This is a genomic window from Streptomyces sp. SID14478 (genome assembly GCF_010548525.1).
Lineage (GTDB): Bacteria > Actinomycetota > Actinomycetes > Streptomycetales > Streptomycetaceae > Streptomyces.
On sequence record NZ_JAAGMG010000056.1, the window covers coordinates 1 to 6,680 of the forward strand.

Here is a 6,680-nt window from a genome sequence, read left to right on the forward strand (position 1 = left end):
CCAGGCCACACGGGTAGACAAGCACACGAAGCCTCTGGTCGGGCGAGGGAATCTTGGTCGTGAACCCGTCTACCAGGGGCTTCACCCACGTGTCAGCTCAACAGCCCGCCTCGCAGCGCAAGTTGGCAAAGCCTCAGTGTCCTCGCGTTTGTGGCGGACCGGCGAGATCGCCAGCAGCGGCGCGAGGTGGTCCAGGGTCCGGTCCGCGGCCGACTTCGAGATCCCGAACAGCAGCGCCAGCTGCCGCAATGTCAGGTTCGTGCGCCAGTACGTTGCTACCAGCGACACCCAATCAGCCAGCGGTAATCGCCACGGTCGACCACTCTGGACATCATCACCACCACGACGCCGCACCAATGCGACCAGCCGGTTGAACTGTGGCGGACTCAGCCCTACGCACGGCTCGATCCACTGCGGATCATCTGCTGAAATCACCCCACCCATGACCAGACAACGCCCCAACGGCGCCCCACTAGTTACGAATCAGTGCTCTTACCCAACCATCTGAAGTCTTAGAACGGCTAACACAATGAGGTGCATCGCACCAGATAGCCGTGCCTGGCACGGCAGTTGGGCGTTGTCCGGGGCGTGGGGACTTCACCATGGATCGTGCCGGACGACCTCTGGGAGCGGACCGAGCCGCTGTTGCCGAAGAAGGAGCGGCGGTTCCGGTACCCCGGCCGTCGGCCGATCCCGGACCGCCAGGTGCTGTGCGGGATCCTGTACGTCCTGCACACCGACATCCAGTGGGAACACCTCCCACAGGAGCTCGGCTTCGGCTCGGGCATGACGTGCTGGCGCCGGCTGCGGGACTGGAATGAGGCCGGCGTCTGGCAGCGGCTGCACGAGGTGCTGTTGGCCGAACTGAATGCGGCCGCCCGGCTCGACTGGTCCCGCTGCGTGGTCGACGCCTCCCACGTCAGGGCTCTAAAAGGGGGATCCACACGGGCCCCTCGCCGGTCAACCGGGGCCGGGCCAGCTCCAAGCACCACGTGATCACCGACGGACACGGAACCCCGCTCGCCGTCATCCTCACCGGCGGCAACCGCAACGATGTCACCCAGCTGCTGCCCCTGCTTGACGCGATCCCACCTATCCGCGACTGGGTCGGTCACCCCCGACGCAAGCCCGACTCGCTCTTCGCCGACCGCGGCTACGACCACGACATCTACCGTGACCAGATCCAAGCCCGCGGCATCGTGGCCGCCATCGCTCGCCGAAACACCCGTCACGGCACCGGACTTGGCGTCTACCGATGGGTCGTGGAGCGAACCTTCGCCTGGCTGCACGGCTTCCGCCGACTCCGCGGCCGCTGGGAACGCCGAGCCGACATCCACGAAGCCTTCCTCAAACTGGCCTGCTGCCTCATCACCCACCGGCAACTGCAGTCATGCTCCGAACAATCTCCTCTTCAACCGGCCCCGCACCCAGCGCCTGTGCGACTTCACGCACACGCTCGACACCTACAAACGCGCCCGGCAACACCCCTACGGCTACTTCGTGCCGGGGGCTGACCGGGCCCATGTCGTGCGCGCTGCAGCCCGGTGACATCCCTCAGCGGTACGCCTTCGTGGCTGTCACCTCGTGCTGGCCTGTGCGCGAGCCGCCTTTGCCCGCTTCTCCATCCTCACTGCACTTCCATAGCGGCCCATGTCGCTGTAGAACTCGACAAGGGAGTCGAGCACGCGAAGGGTGTCGGGGTCTTCGGGACCCAGGACGCGCGTGCGAGCCTCGGCCACCCACTCGCCCAGATTCACTGCCTCCTGATCGCGTCCTGCCGAGTGGTATGCGAGAGCGAGGCAGTAAAGCGTGTTGAGGGTTTCGGGGTCTTCGGGGCCCAGGACGCGGGTACGGGCCTCAGCTACCCGCTCGCCCAGACTCACTGCCTCCTGATCGCGTCCTGCCACGCCATACGAAAGAGCGAGGTGGTGGAGGGTTTCGAGGGTGTCGGGATCTTCGGGGCCCAGAACGCGCGTGCGAGCCTCGGCCACCCGTTCATCAAGATCCAGTGCTTCTTGGTCGGCTCCGATCCGTGAGCAGAACAGGGCGAGCATATGAAGCGCTTCGAGCGTGTCGGGATCTTCAGGTCCCAGAACGCGGGCGCGGGCCTCGGCCACCCGCCTTTGCAGGTCCGCGGCTTCCTGGTGCCGGTCCATGTCACTGTAAAGGACGGCGAGGCACTCAAAGGTGTCGAGGGTGCCGGGATCATCGGCGCCCAGGACGCGGGATTGTGCTTGCGCCACCCGTTGAAATAGGTCGACCGCCTCCTGAACCCGTCCCGCTTGGCCGTAGGTGTCAGCGAGATTGTGCAACGCGCCGAGGGTGTCGGGGTCGTCTGGTCCCAGGACTTGAGTGCGGACTTCGGCCACTCTCTTTTGCAGGTCCGCGGCTTCCTGGTATCGGCCCATGTCACTGTAAAGGGCGGCGAGGCACTCGAAGGTGTCGAGGGTGCCGGGATCATCGGCGCCCTGGACACGGGATTGTGCTTGCGCCACCCGTTGAAATAGGTCAACCGCCTCCTGAACCCGTCCTACTTGGCCGTAAGAGGCGGCGAGGTAGCGCAGGGCCCAGAGGGTGTCGGGGTCGTCTGCTCCCAGGACGCGAGTCCGGACTTCGGCCACCCGTTCCCTGAGGTCTAGCGCATCCTGCTCACGGCCCAGCTGCGTGAAGGAAACAGCGAGGTCATGGAGGCTGTTGAGGGTGAGGGGGTCTTCAGGTCCCAGCGCCCGACCGCACGCTTGAGCTAGTCGTTCGCCCAGGTCAACTGCCTCTTGATCGCGCCCAACATTGCCGTAGGCGGCAGCCAGCTGATAGAGGGATTCGAGAGTGTCCGGGTGCTCGCCGCCCAAGAGGTGGGTACGTGACTCGGCGACCTTTTCGAGTATGACAATAGCTTCGTCACTGCGGTCGTCGTCGATGAGGTCGACGGCCCTGTCGTGTTGTTGAGTCAGGGAATCAGGGTGGAAACCGTGTGTCGGCGACAGCGGGGGAAGGTAGGGGCCGGCTTGAGGATCACCCGTGCCTGCCAGGCGGTTTTGGACGAGCCCGAGCTGGTCGGCATTCTCGGTGCCCCTCTGCTGCGGTAGCGGCAGCCGTTCTGCCGTGAACCGGCCCCATAGGGTGCGGTAGATGTCCTGCATGGTGATCAGCGGTCCGGGGTGCGGGGCCCCTTCGCGCAGGAGAGCGAGGAGTCGCCCGGTGAAGGCCGTGTGTTCCTCGTCGGGCAGCACCAGAGCTGTGCTGTTGGGCGGGGCCGAGGTGAGGGTGTAGGTCCCCTGGATGTCGAGCTGTCCGAGAACTTCCTGCTGACCAGCGCTCAGCGTGGTGCCAATGGCGCGACCGCTGAAGCAGCTGTCGAGGATGATCACACGGTTTCTTGCCCTGCTGCCGAGGAACGTTCCTCGCACTGTGTCGAACCGCAGCGCGCTGTACTCCACGGCGTCCACGGCGGTGTCGTGGAGAGCGAGGTACAGCTCGTGGGAGCGACCAACCGGAATCCCGTGGCCCGCGAAGTAGAAGAGCAGCAGGTCCTCGGCCTCGTCGGCCGCCTGATGCAACATCTGGCCGATCGCCCGGCCGGTCGCCTGCGGCGGGATGGTGACGCAGCACTCTGCGGGGAACCCGCCGAGTTCGGGGGCGGTGAGGACGGCCGCCAAGTCGCGGAGGTTAGCCGAGATCTGAGGCACGTCTACGAGTTGCTCGTCCTCGTACGAGGGGGAGCCGAGAAGAACGATGCGTGACCGCGCTGGATCGATCCCACGACCCGTCACTGCAGGCCCTCCGCATTCCCCAATGCAATCTGCAGGAGGCGCTCCGCATCACCCGCGCTCTGCGCGTCCACCTCGACCTCCTGGCCCTCCGGCCCTTTCATCCTGATACGGACGGAACGCCGCCGCGGCTGCGACAGATACGCGCCCAAGGATGTTGCCAGCGCGCTGGCTAGGCCACCGCCCCCCAGCACTGCGATGAGGACCTCGGGCAACCCGCCGAGCTCTCCCTGCGCCGGGATCACCGGAGCCGGCTTGACCCGCCCCCGCAGCTCCGATTCTTGCCCCAGCCAGTTCGCCAGATCCTCCAGCTCCTCGACCGGATCGTCCCCTTCGACCCACAGCTGCAGCTCCACAGGTTTCTTCCTCCATCCGATTGATCTGCCACCATCCCGGCCGGACCAGTCGTCACCAGGGGAAACACGGAATAGCGATCTGCTCGCATCCGCCGTCGGCCGCAAACGCCACCGTGCGGTGATGAAAGACGCGTCCGGACGCAGCGCTGCTCCCGACAGCGCCCGTTCCGTGCCGGCAAGCGCGGTGCCCCTCCGGACCCGCGATCACCCCCGTGGCCTCCCCCGCGATGATCCAACTCGCCCGCAGCATAATCCTTTTGGAGAGGAAGCGGCCTCGCTTCGGGATGGACGATCGATGCCTTCCCTCGTTGTTGTGAGACCGAGCGACCGTCAGATCATGGAACGCATGCGCCCCACACCGTCCCCGGACACGACGACGGCCGTCGGGCCACACCAACGGGTCTCCCGACGGCCAGCACACCCACCCGAGCCTCAGCACGGCTCGGTCACGACGGTCCGCCCTGCTTCCTGCCACACTCCGCGGACCAGGCGCCGATCGGACACCTGCAAGAACCGCATCCTCGACGGCTTCCGCATCAAGGCGAAGTAGCCCCGCGCTCCCCAGCACTCCCCCCTGCGGTTCCGCCCGTCTATGCCGCCGCGGGACTCACGCCGGCCAGAACTGCATCAGGAATCGCTCCACATGATGCGGCACCCCCTGTCCGGCCATCCGGGCCACCTCCGGCTGCCCGGTCACGTACGCTCGCACCTGCCAGCGCACGTTCTCACGCCCGAGCTCGATCAGGGGCGGGGCCGGTTCGCCGTATGTCCCGGCCTGCACCGTGCCCGGCGCCCTCGCTGTAGTGGATGAGGAACTAGGCGAACTGCATGCGCTCTGTCGGCTCCCATGGGTCTGCCTGTCAGTGTCGCGTGCTGTTGCTCGTGTCCGCACGGTAGCGGAGGCCGTTGATGATCAGGTCGATCATGCGCTGCGTGTAGCCTTGGTCCGAGGGGTCTGCCAGGTCGCTCAGAGCGTGCAGCAGATCGGAGGGGTCGAAACCGGGCTGGATGTCGCCGGAGGCTACTGCGGCGTTCATGAGCTGGGTGAGTACGGGCACGAACTGCTGCTTGAAGTAGCCGGGCAGGTTTTCGTACGCCGGATCGCCGGAGTGCAGGACCGCCTTCAGGCCGCGCTTGGCCGCGACGAACCCGGTGAAGCGCAGCAGCCAGAGGGTGAGCGCCTCCAGGGGGACGTGCTGCTCGGCGAGGGCGGGGGCGACTTGGGCGCAGGCGTCGACCTCGTGCCGGAAGACGGCGGTGATCAGGTCGGAGCGCTGCGGGAAGTGTCGGTAGTAGGTGCCCGCGCCTACGCCTGCGCGCGCGGTGATCTGCCGGACCGGGGCGTCCACGCCTTGCTCGGCGAAGACCTCGGTGGCCGCGGCGAGCAGGGCGTCCAGGTTGCGTTGCACGTCGGGGCGTATGCGTCGGGACACGGCCTCACCGCGCGTGGGGTGATTGGTCATGAAAAGTTCCTTTTGCATAGCTGAACACCGTTCCGTATTCGGACTGCTGAACGGTGTTCCGCTTTTTGCTCGGCGGATCACCCGATCGGAGCCCACGCAAAGTAACTTCCCCCCCATTACCTTTTTCGTAGCCCCGCAACGGGGTTACCGGCCTTCGGAGTTGGCATGACTACCTCCCCTTGTCGAACGGATGGCCCGGGGGGGGGTGGTGTCACCGGCTCCGGAGGCACTGACAGACCGCTGATTAGGGACACGAGCGCTGGCCTTTTCGCAGGCCGGAAGGCTCTTCGTAATGTGGATGTGGCGATCAGTGCCGTGGCAGGGCCGGGTGAACAGCACCGAAGGAAGCCTGACGTGATCGATACCAGCAGCATCGACGTCTACCTCGGCCTGGACGTCGGCAAGGGCGAACACCACGCCACCGCACTCACCCCGACCGGCAAGAAAACCTTCGACAAGCGACTGCCCAACAGCGAGCCCAAACTCCGTGAGGTCTTCGCCAAACTGCAGGCCAAGCACGGAACCGTCCTGGTCATCGTCGACCAGGTCGCCTCCATCGGAGCCCTGCCGCTGACCGTCGCCCGCAACCTGGGCTGCCACGTCGCCTATCTGCCGGGCCTGACAATGCGGCGGATCGCCGATCTCTATCCCGGCGAGGCCAAGACCGACGCGAAAGACGCGTTCATCATCGCGGACGCGGCCCGGGCCATGCCGCACACGCTGCGCTCGGTCGACCTCGACGACGACACGATCGCCGAGCTCCACATGATCGTCGGGTTCGACGACGACCTCGCCGCCGAGGCAACGCGCCTGTCCAACCGGCTGCGGGGCTGTTCACCCAGATCCACCCGCACCTAGAACGAGTCCTGGGACCGCGCATGCAGCACCCGGCCGTGCTCAAAATGCTGGACCAGTTCGGCTCGCCGGCCCAGATCCGCAAGGCCGGACGCCGCAGGCTGATCACCCTGATCCGCCCGAAAGCGCCGCGGATGGCCGAGCGACTGATCGAGGACGTCTTCACCGCGCTGGATGAACAGACCGTCGTCGTTCCCGGCACCGATGCCGCCGCCCTCATCGTCCCAAGCCTCGCCAAC

Annotated in this window: 3 protein-coding genes and 3 pseudogenes; 2 read left to right on the forward strand and 4 right to left on the reverse strand. The window is 66.2% G+C overall.

Annotated features, from left to right (window positions below; genetic code table 11):
- Positions 1-135: 135 nt before the first annotated feature.
- Positions 136-444 (reverse strand): annotated as a pseudogene (locus G3I40_RS01985) (transposase family protein); the annotation flags it as partial.
- A 144-nt stretch (positions 445-588) separates the two neighbouring features.
- On the opposite strand from G3I40_RS01985, the pseudogene G3I40_RS01990 reads away from it, so the two are divergent.
- Positions 589-1,370, forward strand: a pseudogene (locus G3I40_RS01990) (IS5 family transposase); the annotation flags it as partial.
- 207 nt (positions 1,371-1,577) lie between these two features.
- Here the strand turns inward: G3I40_RS01990 and G3I40_RS01995 are convergent.
- The 3 genes from G3I40_RS01995 to G3I40_RS02005 form a co-directional block, all read right to left on the reverse strand.
- Positions 1,578-3,656 carry a tetratricopeptide repeat protein gene (locus G3I40_RS01995; protein WP_164300403.1) on the reverse strand — a complete coding sequence of 693 codons (2,079 nt, stop codon included), beginning with the start codon at positions 3,654-3,656 and terminating at the stop codon, positions 1,578-1,580.
- A gap of 110 nt (positions 3,657-3,766) precedes the next feature.
- Positions 3,767-4,123, reverse strand: coding sequence for a hypothetical protein (locus G3I40_RS02000; protein WP_164300404.1), 357 nt, complete (start codon positions 4,121-4,123; stop codon positions 3,767-3,769).
- An 860-nt stretch (positions 4,124-4,983) separates the two neighbouring features.
- Complete coding sequence (locus G3I40_RS02005) at positions 4,984-5,586, reverse strand: TetR/AcrR family transcriptional regulator (RefSeq protein ID WP_164300405.1); 603 nt, start codon at positions 5,584-5,586, stop codon at positions 4,984-4,986.
- Positions 5,587-5,940: 354 nt separating this feature from the next.
- On the opposite strand from G3I40_RS02005, the pseudogene G3I40_RS02010 reads away from it, so the two are divergent.
- Positions 5,941-6,680 (forward strand): annotated as a pseudogene (locus G3I40_RS02010) (IS110 family transposase); the annotation flags it as partial.

Bases quoted from the DNA above. Each gene is read 5' to 3' on its own strand.
- G3I40_RS02005 (WP_164300405.1), bottom strand. From the start codon at position 5,586: ATGACCAATCACCCCACGCGCGGTGAGGCCGTGTCCCGACGCATACGC.